This is a genomic window from Nocardioides sp. (assembly GCF_047607185.1).
Taxonomy (GTDB): domain Bacteria; phylum Actinomycetota; class Actinomycetes; order Propionibacteriales; family Nocardioidaceae; genus Nocardioides.
In genome coordinates, this window is the sequence record NZ_JASGDQ010000083.1 from 15,390 (window position 1) to 41,474 (window position 26,085).

At 72.4% G+C, this 26,085-nt stretch carries 26 protein-coding genes and 1 pseudogene; 9 read left to right on the plus strand and 18 right to left on the minus strand.

The window, feature by feature from the left end; all coding sequences use genetic code 11:
- Positions 1 to 88: 88 nt before the first annotated feature.
- Positions 89 to 1,273: an ROK family protein gene (locus QM595_RS09840; RefSeq protein ID WP_415171368.1), complete on the minus strand. Its 1,185-nt coding sequence runs from the start codon at positions 1,271 to 1,273 to the stop codon at positions 89 to 91.
- Between the two features lie 84 nt (positions 1,274 to 1,357).
- On the opposite strand from QM595_RS09840, the gene zwf reads away from it, so the two are divergent.
- Together zwf and QM595_RS09850 are read left to right on the plus strand one after the other, a co-directional pair.
- Positions 1,358 to 2,851 carry a glucose-6-phosphate dehydrogenase gene (zwf, locus tag QM595_RS09845; protein WP_415171369.1) on the plus strand — a complete coding sequence of 498 codons (1,494 nt, stop codon included), beginning with the start codon at positions 1,358 to 1,360 and terminating at the stop codon, positions 2,849 to 2,851.
- Positions 2,852 to 2,995: 144 nt separating this feature from the next.
- Positions 2,996 to 3,826, plus strand: coding sequence for a hypothetical protein (locus QM595_RS09850; RefSeq protein WP_415171370.1), 831 nt, complete (start codon positions 2,996 to 2,998; stop codon positions 3,824 to 3,826).
- A gap of 305 nt (positions 3,827 to 4,131) precedes the next feature.
- Here QM595_RS09850 and QM595_RS09855 read toward each other — a convergent pair whose 3' ends face one another.
- Positions 4,132 to 7,536 (minus strand): bifunctional proline dehydrogenase/L-glutamate gamma-semialdehyde dehydrogenase, encoded by a 3,405-nt coding sequence (locus QM595_RS09855; protein ID WP_415171371.1) that lies wholly within the window; start codon positions 7,534 to 7,536, stop codon positions 4,132 to 4,134.
- Positions 7,537 to 7,612: 76 nt separating this feature from the next.
- On the opposite strand from QM595_RS09855, the gene QM595_RS09860 reads away from it, so the two are divergent.
- Positions 7,613 to 8,512, plus strand: a complete 900-nt coding sequence (locus QM595_RS09860; protein ID WP_415171372.1) for a LysR family transcriptional regulator — start codon at positions 7,613 to 7,615, stop codon at positions 8,510 to 8,512.
- Here the strand turns inward: QM595_RS09860 and QM595_RS09865 are convergent.
- Complete coding sequence (locus QM595_RS09865; RefSeq protein WP_415171373.1) at positions 8,441 to 9,448, minus strand: LysR family transcriptional regulator; 1,008 nt, start codon at positions 9,446 to 9,448, stop codon at positions 8,441 to 8,443. The genes QM595_RS09860 and QM595_RS09865 overlap by 72 nt on opposite strands.
- Before the next feature lie 114 nt (positions 9,449 to 9,562).
- Between QM595_RS09865 and QM595_RS09870 the strand changes: the two genes are divergently transcribed.
- Complete coding sequence (locus QM595_RS09870; protein ID WP_415171374.1) at positions 9,563 to 10,372, plus strand: HpcH/HpaI aldolase/citrate lyase family protein; 810 nt, start codon at positions 9,563 to 9,565, stop codon at positions 10,370 to 10,372.
- Between the two features lie 310 nt (positions 10,373 to 10,682).
- Here the strand turns inward: QM595_RS09870 and QM595_RS09875 are convergent, their stop codons facing one another.
- The 12 genes from QM595_RS09875 to QM595_RS09930 form a co-directional block, all read right to left on the minus strand.
- A complete protein-coding gene (locus QM595_RS09875) occupies positions 10,683 to 11,060 on the minus strand; it encodes a type II toxin-antitoxin system VapC family toxin (RefSeq protein WP_415171393.1) in 378 nt (125 codons plus the stop codon).
- Entirely contained in the window at positions 11,060 to 11,260 is a 201-nt protein-coding gene (locus QM595_RS09880) for a hypothetical protein (RefSeq protein ID WP_415171375.1), read from the minus strand. The genes QM595_RS09875 and QM595_RS09880 overlap by 1 nt, the downstream gene beginning before the upstream one ends.
- Before the next feature lie 133 nt (positions 11,261 to 11,393).
- Positions 11,394 to 12,176 carry a crotonase/enoyl-CoA hydratase family protein gene (locus QM595_RS09885; protein ID WP_415171376.1) on the minus strand — a complete coding sequence of 261 codons (783 nt, stop codon included), beginning with the start codon at positions 12,174 to 12,176 and terminating at the stop codon, positions 11,394 to 11,396.
- The gene (locus tag QM595_RS09890; protein WP_415171377.1) at positions 12,173 to 12,538 is read right to left on the minus strand and encodes a Rieske (2Fe-2S) protein; all 366 of its coding nucleotides are present in this window, start codon (positions 12,536 to 12,538) and stop codon (positions 12,173 to 12,175) included. The genes QM595_RS09885 and QM595_RS09890 overlap by 4 nt, the downstream gene beginning before the upstream one ends.
- Positions 12,526 to 13,281, minus strand: a complete 756-nt coding sequence (locus tag QM595_RS09895) for an enoyl-CoA hydratase-related protein (protein WP_415171378.1) — start codon at positions 13,279 to 13,281, stop codon at positions 12,526 to 12,528. The genes QM595_RS09890 and QM595_RS09895 overlap by 13 nt, the downstream gene beginning before the upstream one ends.
- A complete protein-coding gene (locus QM595_RS09900; RefSeq protein ID WP_415171379.1) occupies positions 13,278 to 14,504 on the minus strand; it encodes an acyl-CoA dehydrogenase family protein in 1,227 nt (408 codons plus the stop codon). The genes QM595_RS09895 and QM595_RS09900 overlap by 4 nt, the downstream gene beginning before the upstream one ends.
- Entirely contained in the window at positions 14,501 to 15,175 is a 675-nt protein-coding gene (locus QM595_RS09905; protein WP_415171380.1) for a nitroreductase, read from the minus strand. The genes QM595_RS09900 and QM595_RS09905 overlap by 4 nt, the downstream gene beginning before the upstream one ends.
- Positions 15,176 to 15,210: 35 nt before the next feature.
- Positions 15,211 to 15,960: an SDR family NAD(P)-dependent oxidoreductase gene (locus tag QM595_RS09910; protein WP_415171381.1), complete on the minus strand. Its 750-nt coding sequence runs from the start codon at positions 15,958 to 15,960 to the stop codon at positions 15,211 to 15,213.
- Between the two features lie 20 nt (positions 15,961 to 15,980).
- Entirely contained in the window at positions 15,981 to 16,949 is a 969-nt protein-coding gene (locus QM595_RS09915) for an LLM class F420-dependent oxidoreductase (protein WP_415171382.1), read from the minus strand.
- Positions 16,946 to 18,601: an acyl-CoA synthetase gene (locus QM595_RS09920; RefSeq protein WP_415171383.1), complete on the minus strand. Its 1,656-nt coding sequence runs from the start codon at positions 18,599 to 18,601 to the stop codon at positions 16,946 to 16,948. The genes QM595_RS09915 and QM595_RS09920 overlap by 4 nt, the downstream gene beginning before the upstream one ends.
- Positions 18,598 to 19,680 (minus strand): CaiB/BaiF CoA transferase family protein, encoded by a 1,083-nt coding sequence (locus QM595_RS09925; protein ID WP_415171384.1) that lies wholly within the window; start codon positions 19,678 to 19,680, stop codon positions 18,598 to 18,600. The genes QM595_RS09920 and QM595_RS09925 overlap by 4 nt, the downstream gene beginning before the upstream one ends.
- A gap of 119 nt (positions 19,681 to 19,799) precedes the next feature.
- Positions 19,800 to 20,399 (minus strand): TetR/AcrR family transcriptional regulator, encoded by a 600-nt coding sequence (locus QM595_RS09930; protein WP_415171385.1) that lies wholly within the window; start codon positions 20,397 to 20,399, stop codon positions 19,800 to 19,802.
- 161 nt (positions 20,400 to 20,560) lie between these two features.
- On the opposite strand from QM595_RS09930, the gene QM595_RS09935 reads away from it, so the two are divergent.
- From QM595_RS09935 to QM595_RS09955, 5 genes are all read left to right on the plus strand, one after another.
- A complete protein-coding gene (locus tag QM595_RS09935; protein ID WP_415171386.1) occupies positions 20,561 to 21,310 on the plus strand; it encodes a tyrosine-protein phosphatase in 750 nt (249 codons plus the stop codon).
- The gene (locus tag QM595_RS09940) at positions 21,307 to 22,122 is read left to right on the plus strand and encodes an enoyl-CoA hydratase/isomerase family protein (RefSeq protein ID WP_415171387.1); all 816 of its coding nucleotides are present in this window, start codon (positions 21,307 to 21,309) and stop codon (positions 22,120 to 22,122) included. The genes QM595_RS09935 and QM595_RS09940 overlap by 4 nt, the downstream gene beginning before the upstream one ends.
- 102 nt (positions 22,123 to 22,224) lie before the next feature.
- Positions 22,225 to 23,379, plus strand: coding sequence for an acyl-CoA dehydrogenase family protein (locus QM595_RS09945; protein WP_415171388.1), 1,155 nt, complete (start codon positions 22,225 to 22,227; stop codon positions 23,377 to 23,379).
- A complete protein-coding gene (locus QM595_RS09950) occupies positions 23,376 to 24,131 on the plus strand; it encodes an SDR family NAD(P)-dependent oxidoreductase (RefSeq protein ID WP_415171389.1) in 756 nt (251 codons plus the stop codon). The genes QM595_RS09945 and QM595_RS09950 overlap by 4 nt, the downstream gene beginning before the upstream one ends.
- Positions 24,128 to 25,177: a zinc-dependent alcohol dehydrogenase gene (locus QM595_RS09955; protein WP_415171390.1), complete on the plus strand. Its 1,050-nt coding sequence runs from the start codon at positions 24,128 to 24,130 to the stop codon at positions 25,175 to 25,177. The genes QM595_RS09950 and QM595_RS09955 overlap by 4 nt, the downstream gene beginning before the upstream one ends.
- Positions 25,178 to 25,213: 36 nt before the next feature.
- Here QM595_RS09955 and QM595_RS09960 read toward each other — a convergent pair whose 3' ends face one another.
- From QM595_RS09960 to QM595_RS09970, 3 genes and pseudogenes are all read right to left on the minus strand, one after another.
- Entirely contained in the window at positions 25,214 to 25,522 is a 309-nt protein-coding gene (locus tag QM595_RS09960) for a hypothetical protein (RefSeq protein WP_415171391.1), read from the minus strand.
- Between the two features lie 138 nt (positions 25,523 to 25,660).
- A complete protein-coding gene (locus QM595_RS09965) occupies positions 25,661 to 25,903 on the minus strand; it encodes an acyl-CoA dehydrogenase family protein (RefSeq protein WP_415171392.1) in 243 nt (80 codons plus the stop codon).
- Positions 25,893 to 26,085 (minus strand): annotated as a pseudogene (locus tag QM595_RS09970) (hypothetical protein); the annotation flags it as partial. The gene QM595_RS09965 and the pseudogene QM595_RS09970, both read right to left, overlap by 11 nt.

Here is a 26,085-nt window from a genome sequence, read left to right on the forward strand (position 1 = left end):
GGATCACGAAATCGAGGCGAAAGGCGAGGCCTGCACTTCTGCCGACTCGCGCCCTCTCAGACCCGCACTTCTGCCGACTCGCGCCCTCTCAGACCCGCACTTCTGCCGACTCGGCTAGGTGGGTGTCGACGGCGGCGGGCGACAGGACGTGGTCGATGGCGAGGGCAGCGCAGCCGACCAGGCCGGCGGAGTCGCCGTGGGTGGCGGGCAGGAACTGCAGGTCGCGGGTAGCCAGGGCGGTGGAGCGGGCGTAGACGGTCTCGCGGACGCCGGCGGTGTAGATCTCGAAGGCGACCCCCATGTCGCCGCCGACGACGATCGCCTCGGGATTGAGCAGGTTGATCGCGACGGCGAGCACCTCGCCGAGGCGGCGGCCCGACTCGCGCAGCAGCTTGCGGGCGACGGCATCGCCGGCGAGCGCGAAGCCGACCAGGTCGCGGACGTGGCCAGCCTCGCGGCCGGAGTCGTTGAAGGCGTTGACCAGCGCCCAGCCGCCGGCCACCGACTCCAGACACCCGAACGCGCCGCAGCGGCACGGCAGGTCGCCGGCCTCGATCCGGGTATGGCCGATCTCGCCGGCGGCACCGAGGTGACCGGCGAGGACGCGGCCGTCGGCGACCACGCCCATGCCGAGGCCGGTGGAGGCCTTGACGACGAGCAGGTCGCGGAAGGGGGTGCCGCCGAAGAGCTCGGAGCGGGCGAGTACGTCGGCGTCGTTGGCCAGGAAGACCGGGGCATCGGCGACCTCGCGAAGGAAGGGCGCCAGCTCGACGCCGTCCCAGCCGCCCATGACCGGGGAGTCGACGCTGATCAGCCGGACCTGGTCGACGACGCCCGGCAGGCTCACGCCGATGCCGACGACGGGCGCCGAGACGTGCACCAGCATCGCCCGCAACCGGTCGGCGACCGTCGGCATCAGCTCCTGGGGGCTCACCCCGACCGGGTGGTCGCGGGTGTCGCCGACCAGCTCGCGGCCCTCGAGGTCGAAGACGGCGAGCTGGCTGCGGCTGCGGCCGATGGCGACCGCGAGCACCACGCCGGCGTCGGCGTTGAACAGCAGCGAGCCGGCCGGCCGGCCGCCGGTCGAGGCCAGCTCGTCGCCGTACGCGAGATAGCCGGCGTCGACCAGCGCCGCCACCCGGGTGACCACAGCGGTACGGGAGAGGCCGGTCAGCCGCTGCAGATCGCTACGGCTGGCGGCACGGCCGGCACGGATCAGATCGAGCAGGTCGCCGGCGCTGGCGAGGGGCGCTGCCGTGGAGGACTCGGACACAGCGCGATCCTAAGACCAACTTTTGTCTCAGAAAAACACAAGTAGAACTTGTAACGATCCAAAGATGGTGTCACCGTTGATGTCATGACCGGTCCCGCGCTTCCCGAGAGCTGTGACTTCGTCGTCTTCGGCGGCACCGGCGACCTGGCGCTGCGCAAGCTGCTGCCGGCGCTCTACCAGTGCGCCCTCGAAGGTCGACTGCCGACAGACACCCGCGTCCTGGGCGTCTCCCGCGCCCACCTCGACGACGAGAGCTACCGCGCCCTGATCCACGCCGCGCTGCGCGAGCACGTCGGCGATCTCGACGACACCGCCGCGCGCGCCCTGCTGAGCCGGCTCCACCACGTCGCCCTCGACGCCCACGACCCCGCCGACTGGCACCGACTGGCCGGCTTCCTGAAGGACCGACGCAGCTACGAGAGCACCGTCCGGGTCTACTACCTGGCCGTCGCGCCCAGCCTGTTCGGCCCGATCTGCCAGCAGCTCGACCAGGCCGGGCTGACCGACGAGCCGGCCCGGGTCGTGCTGGAGAAGCCGATCGGCCACGACCTGGCCTCGGCGCAGGCGGTCAACGCCGTGGTCGGCGAGGTCTTCGAGGAGTCGCAGATCTTCCGCATCGACCACTACCTCGGCAAGGAGAGCGTGCAAAACCTCCTGGTCACGCGCTTCGCCAACACCCTGCTCGAGCCGCTGTGGAACAGCCACTGGATCGACCACGTCCAGATCACCGTCGCGGAGAAGCTCGGCGTCGGCGAGCGGGTGGGCTACTACGACCAGGCCGGCGCGATGCGCGACATGGTGCAGAACCACCTGATGCAGCTGCTCTGCCTGGTCGCCATGGAGCCGCCCATCGCCGTCGGCACGGGCACCGAGGACGTCCGCGACGAGAAGCTCAAGGTGTTGCACGCGCTCAAGCCGCTGACGCCGGCCGAGATCGACCGCGACACCGTCCGGGGCCGCTACGGCGCCGGCCTCGTCGACGGCGAGCGGGTGCCGTCGTACGACGACGAGATCAGGTCGGCCAAGATGGGCGCCAGCCTGACCGAGACCTTCGTCGCGCTCAAGGCCGAAGTCCAGAACTGGCGCTGGGCGGGCGTGCCGTTCTACCTGCGCACCGGCAAGCGGATGGACCGCCTCTCCTCGGAGATCGTGATCGTCTTCAAGCCACCACCGCACGACGCCTTCCGGGGCCGTGCCGGGGTCACCTCCCCCAACCGGCTCCACATCCAGGTCCAGCCCGACGCGGGGATGCGGATGCACCTGGTCGCCAAGGAGCCCGGGCCAGGCGGCTATCGGATGCGGCCGGTCTCCCTCGACCTCAACTTCGCCGCGGCATTCGACCAGCGCTCCCCCGACGCCTACGAGCGGCTGCTGATGGACGTCATCAAGGGCAACCCGACCCTGTTCATGCGCCGCGACGAGGTCGAGGCGGCCTGGGCCTGGTGCGAGCCGATCCTGCGGCGCTGGGAGGAGTCCGGCCTGCCCCCGAAGCGGTACGCCGCAGGCTCGTCCGGTCCGACCACCGCGATCACCCTCATCGAGCGCGACGGGCGCTCCTGGCAGGAGGACGAGCTGTGAACCCGATCGTCGCGCTCGACTATGAGCGTCTCGGGGCTGCTCACCGGTCGATTCCTCGAGGCATGGAGGTGTTAGGCCTGTTCGGGAGCACCCTCGGGACGCTATCTTGCCCTCCGACTGCCAATCTGCGCGAAAGGCCCCCACATGTCCACCGACGAGCCCACACCCCCGCCGGCGCCTGACTACGGATCACAGACTCCTCCCCCACCACCGCCCCCTCCGGGCGGCGGCTACGGCGCTCCCCCACCCAGCGGCGGCTACGGCGCCCCGCCCACCGGTCCTGGCGGCTACAGCGTCGGCGACGCGCTGAGCTACGGCTGGAAGAAGTTCCAGGAGAACCTCGGCCCGATCCTGCTCGTCTCGCTCATCCTGATCGTCGGCACCGTCGTCGCGAGCCTCATCGGCCTCTTCATCCAGGGGGCGATCACCCCTGACCCGTCGGTGACCGTGCGCGAGGACGGCACTGTCACGTCCTCGGCCGGCGGCGGCGTCCTCATTACCCTGATCAGCACCGGCGTCAGCTCGGCGCTGCAGTTCCTGGCGAGCACGGTGCTCGGTGCCATCGTCATCCGGGGCGCGCTCGACCTGACCGAGGGCCGCTCTCTGGACATCGGCTCGATCTTCAGCCGTCTCGACTTCGGCGGCCTGATCGTGCTCGGCCTGCTCAACGCCGTCATCGTGGGCATCGGCTTCGTGCTGTGCGTCATCCCCGGCATCATCGCGATGTTCATGCTCTACTACTCGACGTACTTCCTCATCGACAAGGGCCTGCCGCCGGTGGAGTCGCTCAAGGCCAGCTTCAATATGGTCAAGGACAACCTCGGCCAGGCGCTGGTCTGGGCGATCGTCGCGCTCATCGTCACCTACGTCGGCCTCTGCCTGTGCGGCGTCGGCATCCTGGCGACCGCGCCGATCGCGATCATCGGCACCGCCTACACCTACAAGAAGCTGACCGGCCAGGCCGTCGCCGCCTGACTTGACGCCTCACCGACGGCCCGGCTCTCCTAGGAGAGCCGGGCCGTCCGCATTCAGGCGACAGGTGACCGAGGCCGTCACCCAGGCCGTCTCAAGAAAGACTGGTGGCGTTCGACGCGCCGCACAGCTGATCGAGCGCCAAACGCCACCAGTTGCTTTGCTCAACCCTCCCCAGTCTCGACCTGGAGAACTCAGCGGCGCCGACCAGCGGTCACTTCTGCCACCGGATTCGCGAATTGAGTGGCAGAAGTGACCACTCAGCTCCCGAAGAACGGAGCCGTGCCGCCGCCGATCCTGACCAGCGACTATCCCCGCAGGCCGTCGACCAGCTTGGTCGGGGAGCCGAACCGGTGCGCGGTGACGGCGACGGCCTGCTCGCGCAGGAAGGTGAGCAGCTCGATCCGGCCGGCCTCGACTACCGGCTGGGCGTAGAGGGCGAGCTCCGGGCGGCCGCCGGTGTCCTCGGCGAAGCGGGCCGGGCTGCCGCCGATCAGTCGGACGCGCCCCGACGGGAGGCCGGCCAGGGCGGCGCGCCAGGCGGCGGCGTCCTCGACGACGTACGTCGTCCGAGCCAGTGCGGCGGCGACCTCGGCGGTCGGCTCGGCGGCCAGCGAGACCCGGAGCTCGGACCCGGCCAGCACGCCGGCGCCGACGACGCGGAGCAGGTCGGCGATGTCGTCACCCTCGTGCCGGATCCACACCGGCACCGGGCGGTAGCGCAGCAGGTTGACCTCGGCATCGAGCCCGCTGACGTCGCGCGGCGCGAACGTCGAATCCCAGGCAAGGGCATCGGAGCCGAGCGCCCGGGCCAGCCGATCACGGTCGGCCGACGGGGCCGCGTCGAGCAAGCGCCGTACGACGGGCGAGATCGGCGCCGTGGAGGCAGCCGGCTCGGAGACCCAGTCGGAGAGCCCGATCAGGTAGTTGGGGCCGCCCGCCTTGGTGCCCGCGCCGACGGCCGACTTCTTCCAGCCGCCGAACGGCTGCCGGCGCACGATGGCGCCGACGGTGGAGCGGTTGACGTAGAGGTTGCCGGCCTCGACCCGGTCGAGCCACTGGTCGATCTCGTCGCGGTCGAGGGAGTGCAGGCCGGCGGTGAGGCCGTAGTCGACCTGGTTCTGGATCTCGACCGCCTCCTCGAAGGTGTCGGCGGCGATCAGGCCGAGCACCGGGCCGAAGTACTCGGTGAGGTGGAACTCCGAGCCGCGCCGGACGCCGGTCTTGACGCCGGGCGACCAGAGCCTGCCAAGGTCATCGAGCTGTCGCGGCTCCACCAGCCACTCTTCCCCGGGGCCGAGCGTGGTCAGCGCGCGCAGCAGCTTGCCGGTGGCGGGCTCGATGACCGGGCCCATCTGCGTGGTGGGGTCGGCCGGGTAGCCGACCTTGAGCGAGCGCACCGCGTCGACGAGCTGGTCGCGGAACCTCCGGGAGGTGGCGACCGAGCCGACCAGGATGCCGAGCGAGGCCGCCGAGCACTTCTGGCCGGCGTGGCCGAAGGCGGAGTAGACGAGGTCCTTGACCGCCAGGTCGAGGTCGGCGTGCGGCGTGACGACGATGGCGTTCTTGCCGCTGGTCTCGGCCAGCAGCGGCAGCTCGGGGCGGAAGTCGCGGAACAGCCGGGCGGTCTCGAAGGCGCCGGTGAGGACGAGCCGGTCGACGCCGGGGTGGGAGACCAGCCGGCGACCGAGGTCGCCCTCGTCGAGGTGGACCAGGCGGAGCACGTCACGGGGTACGCCGGCCGCCCAGAGTGCCTCGACCATCACCGATCCGCACCGGCGCGCCTGGGTGGCCGGCTTGATCACGACCGACGACCCCGCCGCGAGCGCGGCGAGCGTGGAGCCGGCCGGGATGGCGACGGGGAAGTTCCAGGGCGGCGTGACGACGGTGAGCCGGACGGGGACCTGGCCGGCGCCGTCGACGGCGTCGAGCTGTTCGGCCAGGCTCGCGTAGTAGTTGGCGAAGTCGATCGCCTCGGAGACCTCGGGGTCGCCCTGGTCGAGGGTCTTGCCGGTCTCGGCGGCCATCACCTCCAGCAGGTCGGCGCGGCGCCGCTCCAGCTCGATCGCGGCACGACGCAGTACGGCGGCCCGCTCGGCGCCGGTCCGCCCACCCCAGGCCCGGCCGGCGGCGACCGCCTCCTCGACGAGCGCGTCGAGGGCGCCGGCGTCGGTGACGGTGTGGTCGCGGACCAGGTCCTCGCCGCGGGTCGAGCCGGGGATGCGGGCGGTGATCTCGCGACCCCAGGCCTGGTTGCCGGGCAGCGAGGGGTCGGTGTCGGGGGTGTTGGCGAACTCGGTCTGAGGCTGCTCGGCGACCGGTGCTCGCCGGTCCTGGGTGCGGTTCGGCGCGGGCACGGTGTCGTCGACGGCGGCCAGCGAGGCCAGGAAGCGGCCGCGCTCGCGCTCGAAGAGGTCGGGGTCGTCGTGCAGGTCGAACACCGCCGACATGAAGTTGTCCTGGGAGGCGCCCTCCTCCAGGCGTCGTACGAGATAGGCGATGGCGACGTCGAACTCACCCGGGTGGACCACCGGGGTATAGAGCAGCAGCCCGCCCACCGTCTCCTGGACGGCGGCGGCCTGGCCGGTCGCCATGCCGAGCAGCATCTCGAACTCGATGCCGTCGCGGACCCCGCGCCGGCCGGCCAGCGTCCAGGCGTAGGCGATGTCGAAGAGGTTGTGGCCGGCCACGCCGAGCCGGACATTGGCGACGCGCTCGGGCGTCATCGCCCAGGCCAGCACCCGCTTGTAGTTGGTGTCGGAGTCCTGCTTGGTCGACCAGGTCGCCAGCGGCCAGCCGTGCAGGTCGGCCTCGACCCGCTCCATCGGCAGGTTGGCACCCTTGACGAGGCGGACCTTGATGCCGGCGCCGCCGTCGGCGCGGCGCGCAGCCGCCCAGATCTGCAGCCGCTGCATCGCGCCCAGCGCGTCGGGCAGGTAGGCCTGCAGCACGATCCCGGCCTCGAGATCGCGCAGCTCGGGCCGGTCGAGCAGCCGGGTGAAGACCGCGATCGTCAGGTCGAGGTCGCGGTATTCCTCCATGTCCAGGTTGACGAACTTGCGCTTCGAGGCGGCCAGCTCGAAGAGCGGCAGCAGGCTGGTCTCGATGTGCTCGACCGCCTCGTCGAACGCCCACGGCGAGTGCGGCGGGACGGTCGCGGAGACCTTGATGGAGACGTAGTCGACGTCGTCGCGTCGCAGCAGCCGCATGGTGCCGGCCATCCGCTTGGCCGCCTCCCGCTCGCCGAGCACCGCCTCGCCGAGCAGGTTCACGTTGAGGCGCAGCGGCGGCTCGGGCCGGGAGCGCCGGATGTGGGCGATGGCCTTGCCCAGCCTGGCCTCGCTGGCGTCGACGAGCAGGTGGCCGACCATGGCGCGCAGGGCACGTCGTACGACGGGGATGACCAGGCCCGGCGCGAACGTCGAGACCAGCGCGCCGAGCCGGAGACCGGCCCGCAGGTGCCAGGGCAGGAACCGCGGCGCGCGAGTGGACAGCTCCCGCAGCGCGGCGGCGGCGACCCGGTTGTCCTCGGGACGGATCACCTTGTCGACGAAGCCGACGGTGAAGTCGAGGCCGGCGGGGTCCTTGAGCACCTCGGCGAGCCGCCGCGCCGCCGGGTCCGCCGGCTTGGCCGCGGCGACGTCGAGCCAGCGTCGGACGAGGTCGTCCACCTCGGTCAGAAGGGCAGGGTCGGCTGCCGGTGCCGTCGTCATGGTCCCAGTATCGACAGTCGCTATAGTTTGGCTCCAGCGATCTTTTCTGACCAATAAGCGTTAGGTTTCCTTAACAATGCTCGACGTACGCCGGCTCCGGCTGCTGCGCGAGCTCTCGCTGCGCGGCACCTTGGCCGAGGTCGCCGAGGCGCTGCACCAGAGCCCGTCGTCGGTGTCCCAGCAACTCGCCCTGCTGGAGCGGGAGGTCGGCGTACCGCTGCTGCGCAAGGCCGGCCGGCGCGTCGAGCTGACCGCCGCCGCCACGCTGCTCGCCGAGCGCACCGGCGAGGTGCTGGCGCTGCTGGAGCGGGCCGAGTCAGAGGTGACCGCGCTCGGCGAGGAGGTGTCGGGCACGGTCCGGATGGCCGCCTTCCAGTCGGCCGCGCTCGCGTTCGTGCCGCAACTGCTCGCCGATCTGGCCGAGCGCCATCCGCTGCTGCGGGTCACCCTCGCGCAGCGACTGCCCGAGGAGGCACTGCACGAGGCGTCCGCGCGCGGGCTCGACCTGGTCGTGGCCGAGCAGTACCCCGGCCACGCCGCGCCGTGGTACGCCGGCCTCGACCGCTCTCCGCTGACCTCCGACGCCCTCCGGCTGGCGGTGCCGCCGACCGGCGCGCGCTGGGAGGCGATCGGCCGGATCGAGGACGCGGCGCGGGCACCCTGGGTGATGGAACCGCCCGGCTCCTCCTCACGGCACTGGGCCGAGCAGGTCTGTCGCGGCGCCGGCTTCGAACCCGACGTGCGCTACGAGACCGACGACCTGCAAGCACACGTCGCGCTCATCGAGGAAGGCCACGCCGTGGCCATCCTGCCCGACCTCATGAGCGTCCGCCGCCGGCCGGAGACCCGCACGGTCGACCTGCCGGGCTCACCTCGTCGTACCGTCTTCACCGCCACCCGCTCCTCACTGGCCGCCACCCCCGCCATCAGCGCCGTCCGCGCCTCGCTGGCCGCCGTCGTCGCCGACCTCGACTAGATCTGGCTCCTCGGTGACGAGGAGCGTGGCGGGCCAGCGGCGCGACCTGACCAGCCGCCGTACGACGGCGATGAATTGGCCGGCCACCGCCTCGACGGTGATGCCGGGCCGAACCCGGGTCAGCGAGAGCGCCACCGTCCGGATGATCTCCGGATCACGGACCGGGGCCGCGCTGAGGGCGCCGTCTGCCACGTCAGCGGCGGCACCGACGGCCGGGAGGACCGTCCAGGCCCGACCGTCGAGGACGGCCTGCTTCTGGACCGTCATCGAGTTCGTCTCGAAGGCGATGGTCGGGCTCTGGTCGACCTCGGCCAGGCCGAGGTCGATGAGGGAGCGCAGCCCGTGCCCCGGGACCGGCAGCGTCAGCGGATGACGGCAGACCTCAGACCAGGAGACGGGACGCTTCCGGCTGAGGCCAGCCGCCGCCGGGGCCACCGCCCAGAGTGACTCCCTGACCAGCGGCGTCGCCAGTCCGAGAGCGGAGTCACCGATCGCGTAGAGCGTCGACAGGTCGAGGTCGCCGCTCTCCGCCCAGGCACGTACGTCGCCGGAGTAGCCAGCCAGGATCCGCAGGCTGACGTTGGGCAGGTTGCGGCGCACCGCCTGCTCCAACGGCAACGCGACCGTGGCGGCAAGGCTGTCCAGCAGTCCGACGGTCACCACGCCAGCGACCTCCTCGGAGCGCTGCCGCACCAACGCCTCGCCGCGCTCGATCTCGGCCAGCGCCCGACGAGCCCGCTCGATGAGGATCTCCCCCGCGGTCGTCGGGCTCATCCCGTTGCGGGTGCGTTCGAAGAGCCGTACGCCGAGGTCGTCCTCGAGTGCCCGGATCTGTCGTGTGACGGCGGGCTGGACGAGGTGCAGCGCCCGTGCCGCGGCGGTGACACTGCCCAGGTCGCCCACGGTCACCAGTGCCACCAGGTGTCTCAGGTCCACCGCCCCATTCCATCACGTGTCGACATTCTGTACCTGGTTGACATCCCTTCTGGTTATAGGTCCATCAGGACTCGGTCTTTCCCCGCCGCCCCTGCCAGCGGGGAGACTGGGCCCGTGAGTGAGCGCGCCGCCACCTGGCTCTTCGTCCCCGGCGACCGTCCCGAGCGGTTCGCGAAGGCCGCCGCCAGCGGCGCCGACCAGGTGATCCTCGACCTTGAGGACGCCGTCACGCCCGAGGCCAAGCAGCCCGCTCGTGGTCACGTCAGCGGCTGGCTCGCCGACCACACCGCCTGGGTCAGGGTCAACGCCACCGGCGAGCACGACATCGAGCATGACATCCACGCGCTCGCCGGCCGGCCGGGCCTGCGCGGGGTGCTGGTGCCCAAGGCCGAGTCACCCGAGGCGCTGACGGCGATCGGCCGGCGCCTCGGCGTACCGCTGGTCGCGCTCATCGAGTCCGCCCTGGGCTTGGAGCGGTCACGCGAGATCGCGCGAGCGGAGGGCGTGACCAGGCTGGCCTTCGGCTCGATCGACTTCGCGCTCGACATCGGCGCTCGGCACACCCGCGAGGCGTTGGCCTCGGCCCGACGCGAGCTCGTGCTGGTCTCCCGCCTGGCAGCGCTCCCAGCACCGATCGACGGCGTGACCGCCGAGGTGAGTGACGAGTCGCGCGCCCGCGACGACGCCGACCACGCTCGTGAGCTCGGCTTCGGCGGGAAGCTCTGCATCCATCCTCGGCAGGTCGAGCAGGTCCGACTCGCCTTCGCTCCCAGCCCTGAGGAGCTGGCCTGGGCCCGGGAGGTGATCGCCGCCGCGACCGGGGCCGGCGCCGTCCAGGTCGGCGGCGCCATGATCGATCGACCGGTGGTCGAGCGGGCGCGCCGTCTGCTCGCCGCGGCCGCCGGGAGCACCGGTGACCAGTGATTCGAGCACGCCCCTGGCCGGGAGGACCGGGTGGAGGAACTGCTGGAGCGGGCGGGGATCGCCAACGGCCGGATGCGCCCGCCGGAGGCGCTGCTGACCCACCCCCAGCTGCTGGCCCGGCAACGGCGGCAGGAGGTCGCCACCCCCGGCGGCCCGATCCAGGCGCTGCTGCCCCTGCCGTGCTGCGCGGCGTCGCGCCGGCGATGCGCCCGTCCCGTCGCTCGGCGAGCACACCGAGGCGATCAGGCGGGAGTTCGACCCCGCCGAGTCGCGACGCGAGCCCAGCGTCGGCGGGGTCAGCGTCGGCGGGTCAGCGGGCCTGCCTGATCCGGCCGCCCTCTCCCCAGGCCGCATCGGCGGTCAACACATCACAGCCAAGCCGCTCACCGAGCGCGAGACACAGTCGGTCGCCCAAGGACAGACCCTCCCCACGACGCCACCGCCGGGCAGCCCATTCGCCGTCGTCGGCGGTGACGGCCTCGACGGCGAGTCCGTAGCTCTCCAGTAGCGCCCTCGTCAGCCCCCAGTCGCCGCCGACGGCGATCACCTTCTGCGCCGTCTCGGACCAGTTGGCGGCACCGCAGACGGCGCCGGCGGCCAATGACTCCTCGACGACATCGGCCCCGGGCTCGCCCTGGAGGTACGCCAAGAGCGCCGATGCGTCCAAGACGGTCGCGTTCTCAACCATCACGCCGTGGCGTCCTCGTCCTGGGCAGCGGCCCGCCGATCGGCGAGAAGGTCGGCCACGAGGTCATGACCAGCCAGTTGGTCGCGAATACGGCGCTTGAGCTGCTCGCGGGTCATCAGGATCAGCCCAGCGGGAGTCTCGACCATCACCAGCGGAGTCCCCGCGACCAGCCCTCCGCGCTCACGGATGTCGGCGGGCACAACAAGCCGCCCGCGGTCTCCCATCACGACCGATCTTGTCCCATTCATACGACGAACGTACCACCGCAGGGGCAGGCGACCCACCGCATTTCTTCTCGTCGCCACAGTGGTGGGCTCATCCGGCCAATGGCATCTACTGCCCAGTCCAGTGCGGGGAGCGGCGCTCGGCGAAGGCAGCCGCTCCTTCGTGAGCGTCGGCGGAGGCGAAGACCGGGTCGGTGAGCTCCTGCTGGCGCTGCCAGCGCTCGGTGGCCGACCACTGGGGCGACTCGACGATGATCTGCTTGCTGACCCGCGCCGCAAGGGGGCCGTTCTCGGCGATCTGGGCGGCCAGCTCCAGCGCCGCCTCCAGGGCGCCGCCGTCGGCGGCGAGGCGGTTGACCAGGCCGAGCTGGTGGCCACGCTCGGCGTCGAGGAAGCCACCGGTGAGGGCGAGCTCCATGGCGACGTTGGGGCCGATCCGCTCGGGCAGCCGGATCAGGCCGCCAGCGGCCGCCACCAGGCCGCGCTTGACCTCGGGGATCCCGAACCGGGCACCCCGGCCGGCGGTGATCAGGTCGCAGGCCAGCGCGATCTCACAGCCGCCAGCCAGGGCATAGCCCTCGACCGCGGCGATGACAGGCGTGGCGGGCGGCCGCTCGGTGATGCCGGCGAAGCCGCGGCCGGGCAGCGAGGGCAGCTCGCCGCAGAGGAAGCCCTTGAGATCCATGCCGGCGCAGAAGGAGCCGCCGGCGCCCGTGACGATCCCGACCGCGAGGTCGTCACGGGCGTCGAGCTCGTCGAGTGCCGCCGCCATCGCCTGTGCGACGCCGTACGTCACGGCGTTCCTCGCCGCGGGCCGGTTGATGGTGATGATCATGGTGGCGCCCTCGTAGGCGGTCGTCACCTCCGGCTGCTCGACCTGGTCGGTGCTCATCCCTGGTTCTCCTCGCCTGGTGGGGTGGTCAACAGAAAGACGACGCCGTCGCGCACCACCACGGGGTGGGTGCGGGCGTCGGGCAGCCAGTCGCTGCTCAGCTCCTTGCCTGTGCACAGGTCGTACTTGGCGCCGTGCAGCAGGCACTCGACGTGCCCGTCGCCGACCCAGCCCTTGGCGAGCGAGGCCAGTGCGTGCGTGCAGGTGTCGTCGAGCGCGTGGACGACGCCGTCCTGGTCGCGCAGCAGCGCGATGTCGTCGACGGTGCCGGTCACCTCGCGGCTGATCCGCAGACCGCCGCCGATGGGCACGTCGGCCAGCTCCGCGAGCCGGATCGGCGCGGCCACGCTCAGACCGCCCACGAGGGAGGTCGCCTCTCGAAGAAGGCGGCGATGCCCTCCGCCCGCTCCGGGTGGTGCTCGATGGCGGCCACGGCGGCGCGGGTCGCCGGCCAGCCGGCCCCTTCGGCGGGCCAGCGCGCCTCGGCCAGCGCCCGCAGCGAGGCGGTCACGGCGTTCGGGGAGTTCTTGATGATCCGGGCGGCGAGGGCGTACGCCGCCGCGCGGGCCCCGCCGGGCTCGCAGAGCAGGTTGACCAGTCCGACGGCGGCAGCCCGCTCAGCGGAGATGGCGTCGCCGGTCAGCACCAGCTCGGCGGCCAGGTTGGGGGCGAGCCGGTCGGGCGTCCGGAAGAGGCCGCCGCACGAGGCCACCACACCCCGGGCGACCTCGGGCAGCCCGAAGCCGACCCTGGTGTCGGCGACGACGAGGTCGCAGGCCAGCACGATCTCGAAGCCGCCGCCAAGCGCCGGGCCCTCGACGGCGGCGATGAGCGGCTTGCGGCGCGATCGGCGGATGACGCCGTACTCCCCGCCCCGCGGGGTCGCCGGGCTGGCCGGCTCGTGGAGGTCAGTGCCCGCGCTGAAGACCGGTCCGTTCGCGGCCAGTACGCCGACCCGGTGCTGCGGATCGTCGTCGAGCTCGTCCAAGGCATCGCTCAACGCGTCGGTGAGAGCCCGGTCGAAGGCGTTTCGTCGGCCCGGCCGGTTGAGCACCAGCGTCAGCACGCCGTCGGCGGCGTGCCGCTCGATCAGGTTCTCGGTCATGGCCGGTCCAGCTCCGAGGTGGCGCCGAGCTCGGCGCGCGCGATGCCCCGTAGGTGCACCTCGTCGGGGCCGTCGAAGATCCGCATCGCCCGGTGCCAGCCGTACATCGCCGCCAGCGGCACGTCGTCGGAGACGCCGGCTGCCCCGTGGGCCTGGATGGCCCGGTCGATCACCTGCAGGGTCATCCGCGGCACGGCCACCTTCGCCATCGACACCAGCGTGGCGGCGGCCTTGTTGCCCTCCTCGTCGATGACCTTCGCGGCGTGCTGGCACAGGAGCCTGGCCTGGTCGATGGCGATCCGCGACTCGGCGATGTCACGCTGCAACATGCCCTGCTCGGCGAGCGGCTTGCCGAAGGCGACTCGCGACTGCGAGCGCCGCACCAGCAGGTGGAGCGCCCGCTCCGCCGCGCCGATCGCCCGCATACAGTGGTGGATCCGGCCGGGGCCGAGCCGCGCCTGGGCGAGCGCGAAGCCGGCGCCCTCCTCGCCCAGCACGTTGGCGACGGACACCCGGACGTCCTCGAGGGTGACCTCGCAGTGCCCGTGCTGGTCGTGGCGCCCGAAGACCGGCACGTCGCGGACCAGCGTCACTCCCGGGGTGTCCCGCGGGACCAGCACCATCGACTGCTGCCGGTGCTTGGCCGCGCTCGGGTCGGTCTTGCCCATCACGATCAGCACGTGGCAGCGCGGGTCGGCGATGCCGCTGGTCCACCACTTGCGTCCGTTGAGCACGTAGTGGTCGCCGTCGCGCTCGATGCGGGTCTCGATGTTGGTCGCGTCGCTGCTGGCCACCGCCGGCTCGGTCATTGCGAAGGCCGAGCGGATCCGGCCGTCGAGGAGCGGTTCGAGCCAGGTCTGCTGCTGCTCCGGGGTGCCGAACAGGTGGAGGAGCTCCATATTGCCGGTGTCGGGCGCGGCGCCGTTGATCGCCTCCGGCGCGAGCTCCACGCTCCAGCCGCTGATCTCGGCCAGGCCGGCGTAGTCGAGCTGGCTGAGCCCCGACTCGGTGGGCAGGAAGAGGTTCCACAGCCCGCGCCTCCGGGCCTCGGCTTTGAGCTCTTCGACCACCGGGGGGACCGAGTGGTCCTCGGGGCCCTGCTCGGCCCGGTAGGCGTGGTAGGCGCCCTCTGCCGGGAGGACGTGCTCGTGCATGAAGGCGACGAGGGCCTCGCGCAGCTCGGCGGCGCGTGGCGATGGAGTCAGATCCAGCCCGGGCCTCATCGGCGCACCTCGGTGACCATCTCGTCGAGCGAGGCGCGCTCGGTGCGGAAGCGGTTGCTGGGATGGTCCTCGTCGGGATAGCCGAGCGCGATGCCGCACAGCACCGCCTCCTCGTCGGGCAGCTCGAGCAGCTTGCGGACCGTGCCGGCGTAGACGCCGATGGCGCCCTGCGCGATGGTGCCGAGCCCTTCATCTAGCGCGGCGTTCATGAGGTTGGCGACGAAGGCGCCGGCGTCGGCCGCGGCGTAGGCGCCCTGCGAGCGCGCCACGGTCACGACCATCGCCACCGGAGCGCCGAAGAAGGAGTAGTTGTCGAGCATGGCGGCGGCCCGGGCGTCGTAGTCGCTTCGCTCGATGCCAAGGCTCTGGTAGAGCGCGTAGCCGGCCGCCCGCCGGCGGTCGAGATGCACGCCGGCGTACTCCCCCGGGAGCGGCAAGTCTGGCGTCTGGTCCTCGGTCGCGGGGTGTGCGGCGACGTGCTCAGTGAGCTCGCGGGCAAGCCAGCCGGTGGCCTCGCCGCGCAGCAGGTAGACGTGCCAGGGCTGCACGTTGCACCACGAGCCGGTCCGCCGGGCGGTGTCGAGGATGCGGGTCAGCAGCTCCTCGGGCACCGGGTCCGGCCGATAGCCCCGGCAGCTCCACCGGGTCTTCATCAGGGTCGCGAAGTCCATCTTGCGTCTTCCTCTCGATCGGGTACGACGGCCGCTCAGCGCCAGCCGCCGTCGAGCCGCAGCAGCGCCCCGGTGGCATACGACGACGACGAGGAGGAGGCGAAGAAGAGCACGCTGCCGACGATCTCGGCCGGCTCGGCGCACCGGCCGAGCGCGACGTTCGCCTCCATCTGCTCGCGCAGACCGGGCATCCAGTTGTCGGAGATGTCGGTCAGGAAGGCCCCCGGCTGCACGGTGTTGACCCGTACCTTCGGGCCGAAGGCCCGGGCGAACCCCTCGGTCAGCACGTGCAGGCCGGCCTTAGCCGCGGCGTAGGGCAGCGCGTGCTCGCCAGGACGGATCGCCTCGATGGAGCCGATGTTGACGATGCTGCCGCCCTCGTCGGCGGCCATGCGGGTGCCGATCGCGGCGGTGAGCCGGAACGGGCCGCGCAGGTTGACCGCGATGACCTTGTCGAAGAGCGCCTCGCTGACCTCGGCCAGGCTCGGGTAGTGCGGCGAGAGGCCGGCGTTGTTGACCAGCACGTCGACGCGACCGAGCTCGCCGTAGACCGTCTCCACCAGCTCGTCGCAGTCCGCCCAGCTGCTGGCGTTGAAGGCGACCGGCAGTGCCCGGACGCCGTACTGCTCCGTCACCTCCGCGGCCACCGCCTCGCAGGCGTCGAGCTTGCGGCTGGCCACCACGACGGCGGCGCCGCGGGCGGCGAAGGCGTGGACCAGCTCCCGTCCCATGCCCCGGCTGCCGCCCGTCACCACGACGGTCCTGCCCGCGAACTCCTGCTCCATGCCACTCTCCTCCACCGTCGTCATCGCGGGGCCGCGTCCCGCAGCGCCTGCCGCGGGTCGACGCCAACGTCGAGCATCATCGCCGTCGGCGTCTCCACGCCGGCCGCCACGAACCGCTGCAGGTGCTCACGCAGCTGTTCCGGGGCGCCGTGGATGACCAGCGAGTCGACCACGCTGTCGGGCACCGCCCCGAGTGCCTGACGACGCTCGCCCGCGGCCCACAGCCGCCAGACCGGCTCCAGCTCCTCGTGCCCCAGCCAGCGGTAGAACTCCCGGTAGACCGGCACATTGAGGTACGCCGTCAGCAGCCGGCGCCCAGCGGCACGGGCCCGCTCCGCGTCGGTGGTCGGCGCGACCAGGATCCGCGCGGCGACCTCCTTGTCGGACCGGGCGCCGTCCTCGCCCCGCACCACGGGCACCACCCGGGCGGCGTCCGCCGCGGAGATCAGGGTCAGGATCGCGCCGTCGCCCTCGGTGCCGGCGAGCTCGAGCATCCGCGAGCGCAGGCCGGCGACCAGGATCGGGACCTGCTCCTCGGGCGCCGTCTCGCAGCGGTAGCCGCCGACGCGGAAGGTCTCGTAGGCCCGCTCCACCCGCTCGCCGGCCAGCGCGGCGCGCAGGAACCGCAGCGTGTCCCGGGTGCGGGAGTAGGGCCGCTCGAAGGCGATGTCGTTGAGCCGGTCGACGATGATGTCGGAGCCGGAGCCGATGCCCAGCGTGAACCGCCCGGGGGCCAGCGAGGCCATCGTCGCGGCGGTCTGCGCGAGCAGCACCGGGCCGCGGGTGAAGACCGGAGCGACGGCGATGCCGAGCCGGATCTGGCTGGTGACCGCCGCTGCGGCGGCCAGCGGGGTGAACCCCTCCGGCCCGGTGCCCTCGGCCGACCAGATCCCGCTGTAGCCGAGGTCCTCGACCTGGCGGGCCAGCTCGGGGACCTCGCGTAGCGGGACGCCCTCCAGCGGGAGGGTCATCCCCCAGCGAGCGGTCACTGCTGCTGCGTCCGCAGCGCGTGCCGGCGGATCTTGCCGGTCTCGGTGCGTGGCAGCTCCTCGACGAAGTCGACGATCCGCGGCCAGGCGTGTCGGCCGAGGCCGACCCGGACGGCCTCCTGGATGTCGGTGGTCAGCCGCTCCCGCGGCACCGAGCCGTCGGCGACCACGACGGCGCGGACGGCCGAGCCCCGCTTGGGGTCGGGCGCGGCCACGACAGCGGTGTCGGCGACGCCGGGGAGGCCGAGGATGATCGCCTCGACCTCGCTGGGGCCGACGTTGTAGCCGGAGGTGACGATCAGGTCGTCCTCGCGGCCCACGAAGTGGTAGCGGCCGGCGTCGTCGATCTCGGCCAGGTCGCCGGTCAGGAAGTAGTCGCCCTGCCAGCGGGCCTGCCAGAGGTCGTCGCGACCCTGGTAGCCGACCGAGGCCTGGAACTGCGGGCGCCGCACGGCGATGATCCCGCTGCGCTCCTGCGGCACCCCGGCGGGGTCGACCAGCGCGACGTCGAAGCCAGGGACGGCAGCGGCGAGGGCGCCGGGCTCGACCGGCTCCTCGGCGCCGGTCAGGTTGGCGAGCACCATCGCCAGCTCGCTCTGGCCGTAGCCGTCCTGGAGGTCGTGGCCGGTGAGCCGGCGCCAGGCGCTGGCGAGCGGGGCGTCCAGCGGCTCGCCCGAGCTCGACGCGCCGCGGACCGAGCGGGGCACGCCGCCGTGCCGCTCGGCGGTGGTGGCCAGCCGGCGGTAGGCGCTCGGCGCCGCACCGATGAAGGTGACCCGCTCCTTGTCGATGATCCGCAGCCAGGCCTCGGGGTCGAAGTCGCCGCTGTAGGCCACCCGGGGATGACCGAGCGCCTGCGGGCAGATGCCGACGGTGTAGAGGCCGTAGGACCAGCCCGGGCTGGCGCCGGCGAAGAGCAGGTCGCCCTGCTCCAGGCCGAAGACATGCCGGATGTAGGGCTGCACGGTGAGGATGAGCTGGTGCGCTTGCAGGCAGCCCTTCGGGGCACCGGTCGTGCCGCTGGTGTAGATCAGGGTCGCCGGGTCCGACGGCAGTGTCTCGACGGGGCTGGTGAGGGCGTCGTACGACTCCAGCTCGGCCCAGAAGCTGCGGTCGCCGTGCCGCAGCCCCCGCCCACCGGGCCCGGCCACGGTGTAGACGGCCGGGTCGACGCCACCGGCAGAGAGGGCGTCGTCGAGGGCTTCGCGGTAGTGGTGGTCGACGATGACGACCTTGGGGTCGCCGCCGGCGAGACGGTCGCCGAGCGCGGTCGTGCCGAAGCCGGCGAAGAGCGGCATGTAGACGAACCCGGCTCGCCAGGCGGCGAGCGCACCGATGTATGCCTCGCTCTGCTGGCCGACCACGCCGGCGACCCGGTCGCCAGGCTGCAGGCCAAGCTTGCGCCAGGCCGTCGCCAGTCGGCTGGAGGCCTCGGCGAGCTCGGCGAAGGTCCAGCGCTCCGAGGAGCCGTCGGGGTGATGCAGGATGTAGGCCAGCCGGGCCCGGTCGCGGCCCCACCGGTCGGCCGCCTCGTGGGCGGTGTTGAGGCCCCGGCTCAACGGCCAGTCGAGCCGGGCCACCGCCGCCTCCCAGATGTCCGCCACGGGCAGCTCCCGCTCGGCCCGGAGCTCGGCCAGGAACTCCTCGCTCATGCCGACCACCTCGCGATCACGTCGTCGATGACACCTTCACGTCCAGGCTCCGCGGCCGCGCTCGCGGTGCGGGAGAAGCGCGGCGCAGCGGCCGCCTCGACGCCCTCGGCGCCGCGCCGCAGCGAGCCGCGCGCCGCCAGCTGCGGGTGGGCGGGCGCCTCCTCGAAGGTCAGCACCGGCGTGACGCACGCGTCGGTGCCGTCGAAGACGGCCGCCCACTCCTCGCGGGTACGCCGGGCGAAGGCTGCGGCCAGCACCTCGGCCAGAGCCGGCCACTGTGCCGGGTCGTCCCGGTCGGGCAGATCCGGCAGATCGGCCGGCAGGTCGAGCAGCTTGAGCAGCTCGGCGTAGAACTGCGGCTCGATGGCGCCCACCGCGACATGGCCGCCGCCGCGACACCGGTAGGTGCGGTAGTAGGGGGCCGCGCCGTCGAGGATGTTGCCGCTGCGGACGTCGCTCCAAGCGCCGGCCGCGCGCAGCTCGAGGATCGGCTGGGTGAGCGCGGCGGTGCCGTCCACCATGGCGGCGTCGACCACCTGGCCCCGGCCGGAGCCGGCGCGCTCCAGCAGCGCGGCGAGGATGCCCGTGACGAGGAACATCGAGCCGCCGCCGTAGTCGCCCACGAAGTTGAGCGGCGGCAGCGGCTGCTCGGCGGTGCCGACCGCGTGCAGCGCGCCGGTGAGCGCGATGTAGTTGATGTCGTGGCCGGCCGTGTGCGCCAGCGGGCCCTGCTGCCCCCAGCCGGTCATCCGCGCGTAGACCAGCCGCGGATTGCGCGCCCGGCACAGGTCCGGGCCCAGGCCCAGCCGCTCGGCCACGCCGGGCCGGTAGCCCTCGATGAGCACGTCCGCGGACTCGATCAGGCCGAGGACCTGCTCACGCTGCTCGGGACTCTTCAGGTCGGCACGCACGATGGTGCGGCCGCGCAGGGTGTGGTGCAGACCGCCACCGGTGGCCGCGGTGGGCCGGTCGATCCGGATCACCTCGGCGCCCAGGTCGGCCAGGATCATCGCGGCGTGCGGGCCCGGGCCGATGCCGGCCAGCTCGACCACGCGGACGCCGTGCAGCGGTGTCGCCACGACCTCTCCCTCCACCCCGATCGGTGCGACCGGGTGGTGGGGAAACTAGTGAACGATCGCTCAGAGACGGAGCGACCATCCCTGTGGGTGGAACACGCCGCGCAGCCGACCCCGGCGGCTCAGGCGGCGTCGACCGCGTGGACCACGCCGAGCGCGATGTCGACGTACCGGTGCGCCATCTCCTCGGGCGAAACGCCGCCGCCCTCGTGGTACCAGGTGGCGACCGAGTAGCCCATGTTGATCACCGCCCGGGCCGCGTCGCGGGGGTACGCCGTCCGGAAGACGCCCAGCTCGACGCCGCGGCGGATGACGTCGCGGAACATCCGCTCCTGCTCGTCGCGCAGCCGCACCACGACCGCGCGGCCGTCCGGCTCCAGGCTGCGCAACTCGGAGGAGCCGATGAGCGCCTCCGCCTGGCGCGAGGTGTGGAACAGGATCCAGGCGTGGACCAGCGCCTCGAGCTGCTCGGCCGGGTCGGAGCCGGCGCTGAGCAGCTCGGCCCGGGTCAGCGCGATGACGTCGTTCATCGTCGACACCATGATCTCCTGCAGGATCTCCTGCTTGGAGGGGAAGTAGTGGTAGATCGAGGCGACGGTCATCGAGGCTGACCGGGCGATGTCACGCATCGAGGTGCCGTGATAGCCCAGCGTCGTGAAGTTGTCGATCGCCGCGCCGAGCACCCCGGCCCGTCCGCCGACCCTGGTCGCTGTCACTGCCACGCCCCACCACGCCTTCCGTCCGCGCCGCCCGTCAGGGCGCCGTGTCTGCCAGTGTGGCATGAGCGACCACCCTGCTCCTCGTCCGGCCGCGGCACCGGCCGACGCCCCAGTCCGTGGAACGCGGTCGTCGCAGCCGAACGATCGCTCAGTAGCCTGCACCCATGAGCTCGATGGTCTCGCTCGACCTGCCCGATCTGGCCAACCTGCGTGACGTCGGCGGGCTGCGCACGCACGACGGCCGACGCACCCGCCCGGGCCGGCTGCTGCGCAGCGCCACGCCGTTCTACCTCGACGCCCGGCAGGCGCAGCGGCTGGTCGGGGAGATCGGGCTGCGGCTCCGCATCGACCTGCGCAGCCGCGGCGAGGTGGCCGGCGCGACCAACGCCCACCTGGCCGCCCTGGAGCGGGAGGTGCTGCTCGCGCCCATCAGCGCCGGCGGCGCCGGCTCGATCGCTGCCGCGACCGAGCCGGAGCAGACCATGGTCGCCCACTACCTGCGCTATCTCGAGCACGCCGGCGACCAGATCGCGATCATCGCCCGGGCGGTCGCCGACCCCGAGCGGCTGCCGGCGCTGCTGCACTGCACCCTCGGCAAGGACCGCACCGGCACGGTCGTCGCGGTGCTGCTCTCCGCCGTCGGGGTCACCGAGGAGGAGATCGTGGCCGACTACGCGCTGACCCATGGCCAGAACGACGCGCTGCTCGACCGGCTGCGCCAGCTGCCGGAGTACCAGCGCCGCCTGGAGCTGCTGCCCGCTGAGTCGCTGCACGCCGTGCCGGAGTCGATGGTCGGCTTCCTCGCCGGCCTGGCGCAGGGGTACGGCGGCGGCGCCGGCTATCTCGCCGCGGCGGGCGTGGAGCCCGAGGTGCTGGCGGCGCTGACCGAGCAGCTGGTGGAGGAGGCCCGATGACTACCCCGACGGCCACCGTGCTCACCAGCTCCCCCACCGCCGGCGTGCGGCTGGTCACCCTCGACCGCCCGGACCGGCTCAACACCCTCGACCGCGGTCTGGTCGCCGAGCTGCACCGCACTCTCGACGAGATCGCCCAGGACGCCGAGTGCCGCGTCGTGGTGCTGACCGGCGCCGGCCGGGCCTTCTGCGCCGGCCTGGACCTGCAGGGCTACGGCGACCCCGACCGCGAGGAGCGGCTCGGCCTGCCGCTGGCCACCCTGGAGCGACAGAAGGAGATCGCCGCGCTCACCGAGCGGCTGCACACCTTGCCGCAGCCGGTCATCGCCGCCGTCAACGGCCCGGCCGCCGGCGGCGGCCTCGCCCTGGTGCTCGCCAGCGACGTCCGGCTCGCGGCCCCGGAGGCGGTCTTCGCGGTCTCCTTCATCAAGGCCGGCTTCTCGGCCTGCGACGTGGGCGTGTCCTGGCTGCTCCCCCGCATCGTCGGCGCGGGGCGGGCCCACGAGCTGATGCTCACCGGCCGCCGCTTCGACGCCGCGGAGGCGGAGCGGATCGGGCTGGTGCTGGAGGTCGTCGACAGCGCCCGGCTGCTGGACGCCGCGCTGGCCAAGGCGGCCGAGATCATGGGCAACGGCCCGGCCCAGGTCGAGCTGACCAAGGAGGGCATGTGGCTCGCCCTGGAGACGCCGTCGCTGAAGACCATGATCGAGCTGGAGAACCGTCAGCAGGTCATCACCGCGCTCACCGAGGACAGTGACGAGGCCAAGCGGGCCTTCCTCGAGAAGCGGGCGCCCGTCTTCCGGCGCCGCTGAGTCGCCGGCACTCGCACGGGGTTCCGTCCGCCGGAATCGGGCCGTGCGGTCGGCGCCTGCTCGCGAGAGCGTCGGCTCACCGCGAGCCGACAGAGAGAGCCGATGAGACGAGAGCTGTACGACGCCGACCACGAGTCCTTCCGCACCGTGGTCGCCGAGTTCGTGGACCGCGAGGTCACCCCCAACCTGGAGCGCTGGGACGAGCAGCGGCTCATCGACCGCGAGACCTGGCTGGCCGCCGGCAAGCAAGGACTCATCGGCCTGGCCGCCCCGGAGGAGTTCGGCGGAGGCGGAGGCGCCGACTACCGGTTCCGCGCGGTTCTGCTGGAGGAGCTGGCCCGCGTCCACGCCACCTCGCTGGCCTCCAGCTTCTCGCTGCAGGACGACATCGCCATCCCCTACATCCGCGAGATCGGCACCGCCGAGCAGCAGCGGCGCTGGCTGCCGCGGATGGCGGCCGGCGAGCTGATCGGCGCCATCGCCATGACCGAGCCCGGCACCGGCAGCGACCTCAAAGGCATCCGTACCTCGGCGAAGCAGGTCTCCGGCGGCTGGGTCGTCAACGGCGCCAAGACCTTCATCACCAACGGCATCCACAGCGACCTGGTCATCACCGTGGCCCGCACCGACCCCGAGGGCGGCTCGGGCGGCTTCAGCCTGCTCGTCGTCGAGCGGGACATGCCCGGCTTCAGCCGCGGCCGCAAGCTGAAGAAGGTCGGCCTGCACGCCCAGGACACCGCCGAGCTGGTCTACGAGGACGTCTTTGTGCCAGACGAGAACGTGTTGGGCGAGATCGGCGGAGGCTTCGGCCAGCTCCGGGCGATGCTGCCGCTGGAGCGGCTCAGCATCGCGGTGCACGCGCTCGCGGTGAGCGAGGCGATCCTGGCCGAGACCATCGACTACGTCCGAGACCGGCACGCCTTCGGGCAGCGGGTCGCCGACTTCCAGAACACCCAGTTCGAGCTGGCCGAGATGCAGACCGAGGTCTCCATCAGCCGGGTCTTCGTGGACCGGGCCATCCTCGCCCTCAACGCCGGCGAGCTCACCGAGGTCGACGCCGCGATGGCGAAGTGGTGGGGCGCCGACCTGCAGAACCGGGTGATCGACCGCTGCCTGCAGCTGCACGGCGGCTACGGCTTCATGCTCGAGTATCCGGTGGGCCGGGCCTACCAGGACGCCCGGATCCAGCGCATCTTCGGCGGTGCCAACGAGATCATGAAGCAGATCATCGGGCGCAGCATCGTCGGGCGCCCGTGACGGCGCCGCTGCTGGCCGGGCAGGTCGCCCTGGTCACGGGGGCGGCCACCGGCCTGGGCCGGCGCTTCGCCACCACGCTGGCGGCCGTCGGCGCGACGGTGGCGCTGGCCGGCCGACGCGCCGAGGCGCTGGAGCTGACGGCGCAGGAGATCGACGCCGCCGGCGGCACCGCCGTCGTCACACCGCTCGACGTCCGCGACGCCGCCGCCATCGAGGCCTGTCTCGACGGCCTGGCGGGGTCGGTCGGGCTGCCCACGATCCTGCTCAACAACGCCGGTATTCCCGACGCCAAGCGCGCCCACCGGATGCCGCTGGAGCTCGTCGACGCGGTGCTGGAGACCAACCTGCGCGGCCCCTGGCTGCTCGCCACCGGCGTCGCGTCGCGGCTGATCGCGGCCGGTCGGCCCGGCCGAATCGTCAACATCTCCTCGATGTCCGCCTACCACTACGAGGGTGAGGGCGCGGCCCTCTACTCGGTGACGAAGGCCGCGATCAGCCGGATGACGGAGGTACTGGCGGTGGAGTGGGCGGCGAAGGGCATCAACGTCAACGCGATCGCGCCGGGCGCCTTCGCCTCGGAGATGATGACGGGGATGCTGGCCCGGATGGGTGACATCACCCAGGGCTTCCCGCGACAGCGGCTCGGCGACCCCGCCCAGCTCGACAGCACGCTGCTCTACCTGGTCTCGCCGGACTCCGACTACATCACCGGCACGATCATCAAGGTCGACGACGGGCAGTACCACCGATGAGCGCCGCGACCATGCTGGCGGTGCGGCTGCTGCGGCACGAGCAGGACCCGGTGCTGACCGAGATCCCGGTGCCGACCGTCGGCCCCGGCGACGTCCGGGTGGCGATGCGGGCCTGCGGCATCTGCGGCTCCGACGTCCACATCATCGAGGGATCCACCGTGCCGGCGTACCTCCCCATCACGCTGGGCCACGAGGCCGCGGGCGTCGTGGAGGCGGTCGGCGACGGCGTTGTCGAGGTCGCCGTCGGCGACCGAGTCTCGGTCAACCCGATGCTCAGCTGCGGGACCTGCCGGCAGTGCCGCACTGGCCGCCAGAACCTCTGTCCCCGCATCCAGGTCATCGGGCTGCAGCGTGACGGCGCCCATGCCGACCTCGTCGTGGTGCCGGCCGGCAACGTCGTGCCACTGCCCGACTCGGTCGGCTTCGCGCTGGGCGCCATCGTGGCCGACGCCATCGCGACGCCGTGGCGCGCCATCGAGCGGGCGCGGGTGCAGCCGGGCGACGTCGCCGTCGTCTACGGACTCGGCGGGCTGGGCCTGCACGCGGCCATGCTGCTGCGGCAGGTCCACGGCGTCCGGGTCATCGGCGTCGACGCCAGCGACAGCGCCCTGGCGCGTGCCGCCGACTTCGGCATCGAGGAGGTCGTCGACGCCCGCGCGGGCCGGCCGGCGACCGCGGTCCACGCGCTCACCGACGGTGGCGCCGACGTCTCCTTCGAGTTCGTCGGCTCCGTTGGCGTCGTCGAGCAGGCCGTTCGCTCGCTGGGGTACGACGGCCGCTGCGTGGTCGTCGGCGTCGGACCGGACCGGCTCGGGCTGTCGCTGCGCCAGGAAACCCTGGTCGCCCGTGGCCAGTCGATCATCGGCTCCCACGGCTATGTGTCCGACGACATCCGGCACCTGCTCAGGCTGCTCGACGACCGCACCCTCTCCATCGACGGTACCATCAGCCACCGGGTCCCGCTGACCTCCTACGCCGACGGCCTGGCCGCGTTGCGGGACCGTACCAGCGGCGCCATCAGAGTGGTCATCGAGAACGACATGTGACGCGCGGCCGGGCTCCGGAGGGAACTCGCGGCAGCGCTACGGCCGTCGGAAGAGGGGCCGGAGGAGGAGCCTCGCCCACTCGTCATCGCTGAGCTCCCGGCGCTTCGCAGCGCCACGTTCGCAGTTTCGCCCGACGAACACCCGCGCCGGCGGGTCTTCGCCGGTGAGGCACTGTTGGATCGCCTCGGCGACCAGGTCGGGATCACGGCCGACCACGATGCGATTCCAGTCGGCCACCACGTCGGCGACCGCCTCCCGGTACGCAGGCTCTTCAGAGTCGCGGGTCGGCTCCCAGAGCTCCCCGCCGACGCCGGTCTGGAAGACCCCGGGCGACACGATGCTCACGCGGATGCCAAACTGGTGCACTTCGGCGCCGATGCCGCTGGGCGTCGTTGGCCTTGTAGTCCTTGAGCACCTCGCGGGCGACCACCATCTGGTGGACCTCGGTGGGGCCGTCGGCCAGGCTGGCGTGGAAGGAGTTGATCACGCCGTCTCCAGCACCAGCAGCCGGAACTGCCGCAGCTGCACCCAGGCGTCGGCGATCTTCTCCTGCACCATCTGCTTCTCGGCCAGCAGCTCGCCCTTGGTGGTCCGCGACAGCACCCGCTCGCAGGTCATCTCGAAGGCGCGGGTGGCCTGCGCAAGGGTGCGCATCGCGTGGTGCAGCCGGCCGCCGCCGAGCCTGGTCTGCGCGATGGCGAAGGCCGCGCCGCGCTCACCCAGCATCGCCGAGCAACATCGAGGCCCGCTGGTACGGGTTCTCCGCCTGCGCGCCGAAGAAGATCGGCCCGAACCGGGACATCCCGAACTTCTCGTTCATCAGGGCCAGCTTGAGCTGGCCGTAGCCCTTGCCGCCCAGCTCGGGGCCGAGGTGGCAGGCCCACAGGCCGCGCTGCTTGACCTCGGCC

Bases quoted from the DNA above. Each gene is read 5' to 3' on its own strand.
- zwf (WP_415171369.1), top strand. From the start codon at position 1,358: ATGACCGGTCCCGCGCTTCCCGAGAGCTGTGACTTCGTCGTCTTCGGC.
- QM595_RS09850 (WP_415171370.1), top strand. From the start codon at position 2,996: ATGTCCACCGACGAGCCCACACCCCCGCCGGCGCCTGACTACGGATCA.
- QM595_RS09855 (WP_415171371.1), bottom strand. From the start codon at position 7,536: ATGACGACGGCACCGGCAGCCGACCCTGCCCTTCTGACCGAGGTGGAC.
- QM595_RS09860 (WP_415171372.1), top strand. From the start codon at position 7,613: ATGCTCGACGTACGCCGGCTCCGGCTGCTGCGCGAGCTCTCGCTGCGC.
- QM595_RS09875 (WP_415171393.1), bottom strand. From the start codon at position 11,060: ATGGTTGAGAACGCGACCGTCTTGGACGCATCGGCGCTCTTGGCGTAC.
- QM595_RS09885 (WP_415171376.1), bottom strand. From the start codon at position 12,176: ATGAGCACCGACCAGGTCGAGCAGCCGGAGGTGACGACCGCCTACGAG.
- QM595_RS09895 (WP_415171378.1), bottom strand. From the start codon at position 13,281: ATGACCGAGAACCTGATCGAGCGGCACGCCGCCGACGGCGTGCTGACG.
- QM595_RS09900 (WP_415171379.1), bottom strand. From the start codon at position 14,504: ATGAGGCCCGGGCTGGATCTGACTCCATCGCCACGCGCCGCCGAGCTG.
- QM595_RS09905 (WP_415171380.1), bottom strand. From the start codon at position 15,175: ATGGACTTCGCGACCCTGATGAAGACCCGGTGGAGCTGCCGGGGCTAT.
- QM595_RS09910 (WP_415171381.1), bottom strand. From the start codon at position 15,960: ATGGAGCAGGAGTTCGCGGGCAGGACCGTCGTGGTGACGGGCGGCAGC.
- QM595_RS09920 (WP_415171383.1), bottom strand. From the start codon at position 18,601: ATGAGCGAGGAGTTCCTGGCCGAGCTCCGGGCCGAGCGGGAGCTGCCC.
- QM595_RS09935 (WP_415171386.1), top strand. From the start codon at position 20,561: ATGAGCTCGATGGTCTCGCTCGACCTGCCCGATCTGGCCAACCTGCGT.
- QM595_RS09940 (WP_415171387.1), top strand. From the start codon at position 21,307: ATGACTACCCCGACGGCCACCGTGCTCACCAGCTCCCCCACCGCCGGC.
- QM595_RS09945 (WP_415171388.1), top strand. From the start codon at position 22,225: ATGAGACGAGAGCTGTACGACGCCGACCACGAGTCCTTCCGCACCGTG.
- QM595_RS09955 (WP_415171390.1), top strand. From the start codon at position 24,128: ATGAGCGCCGCGACCATGCTGGCGGTGCGGCTGCTGCGGCACGAGCAG.
- QM595_RS09965 (WP_415171392.1), bottom strand. From the start codon at position 25,903: ATGCTGGGTGAGCGCGGCGCGGCCTTCGCCATCGCGCAGACCAGGCTC.